We start from the raw sequence: 1,287 nt of genomic DNA, 5'->3' as shown, positions 1-1,287 counted from the left end.
CTGATAAAGGCGAGGGTGGCCAATATGGACCATTATCGAAAATTTCTTGGAGACACGCTTTTGTCTTTACCGGGAGTGCAAGAGTCCACCACTCTTGTGGTGATGGAGCAAGTAAAAGACACCACGTACTTAAAACTTCGCCGAAACTAGCTTTAGACTCTATCAGGTTGATCTGCAGCCAGTAGACAAAGCATATTCGTGGCAATGGTCGCACCGGCAAGGGCGGTCATTTCTGCGTGATCATAAGGCGGAGCGACTTCGACAACGTCGCAACCAATGATGTTGAGCCCCGTAAGCCCTTTGATAAGCTGGATAGCCTGATAGGTATTGAAGCCGCCACAGACAGGCGTTCCGGTACCTGGTGCGCAGCTCGGATCTAGAAAATCCACATCAAAGGTAATGTAACAGGGGTTGTTCCCTACACGATTGTGAACCTGCTCGATACACGCTTCAATACCGCGACTGTGTAGCCAATCTGCATCAAGAACTAAGTAGCCATGCGTATCTTTGTTGACGGTGCGCATACCAATCTGTACCGATCGCTCGGGCGCGGTAATCCCTTGCTTAGCGGCATGATAAAACATTGTTCCGTGATCAATTCGCCCGTCATCATCGGTCCAGGTGTCGCTATGCGCATCAAAATGAATAAGAGAGATTGGCCCATGCTTTTTAGCGAGCGCTTTAATAACCGGATAAGTAACAAAGTGGTCTCCACCGATTGATAATGGTGTTACACCTGCATCAACAATTCGGTCGTAATAGGCTTCTATCTCACTTGGAACTTTATCTGGATAACCGGGATCAAATACGCAGTCTCCATAATCAATGACATTGAGTCGATCAAAAGGGTCAAAAGTCCACGGCCACGGCGACGCCCATGCTAGATTTGTCGATGCAGCTCGCACAGACCTTGGTCCGAGTCGCGCACCTGGCCGGTTTGAGGTCGCTAGGTCGTAGGGAATACCGACTACTGCGACATCAACGCCCTCTAGAACTTTCGAATAATTACGGCGTAAGAAGCTGGTCGCACCAGAATACATGGGTTCAACTTGAGTGCCGTAAGGCCCCTTGCGTGTAAACGCCAGGTCGCCGTGGCTATATTGATCAAAATCTTCAGACATGTCTGCCTCGTCGCCTTATTTACTGATTGGTATTCGTTTTATACGGTCGAAAGCAAGAATTCGCGTTCCCAAGAACTGATAACGCGTTTAAAACCTTCGTATTCTGCTCGACGAGTGCCAATGTAGCCATCTACAAAATCCGCTCCGAGTATCTCGCGAATCTCGT

General features: G+C 48.7%; 2 protein-coding genes. One reads left to right on the top strand and one right to left on the bottom strand.

All coding sequences use genetic code 11. From position 1 onward, the window contains the following. The gene (locus A3750_RS27130) at positions 1-150 is read left to right on the top strand and encodes an Lrp/AsnC ligand binding domain-containing protein (protein WP_369819940.1); all 150 of its coding nucleotides are present in this window, start codon (positions 1-3) and stop codon (positions 148-150) included. 2 nt (positions 151-152) lie between these two features. Here the strand turns inward: A3750_RS27130 and speB are convergent, their stop codons facing one another. Further along, positions 153-1,121, bottom strand: coding sequence for an agmatinase (gene speB / locus A3750_RS11865; RefSeq protein WP_068465975.1), 969 nt, complete (start codon positions 1,119-1,121; stop codon positions 153-155). Positions 1,122-1,287: the final 166 nt, after the last annotated feature.

This window comes from Oleiphilus sp. HI0079 (assembly GCF_001635105.1).
The sequence above is the reverse complement of the archived record's forward strand: the minus strand, read 5'-3'. Positions and strand labels throughout refer to the sequence as shown.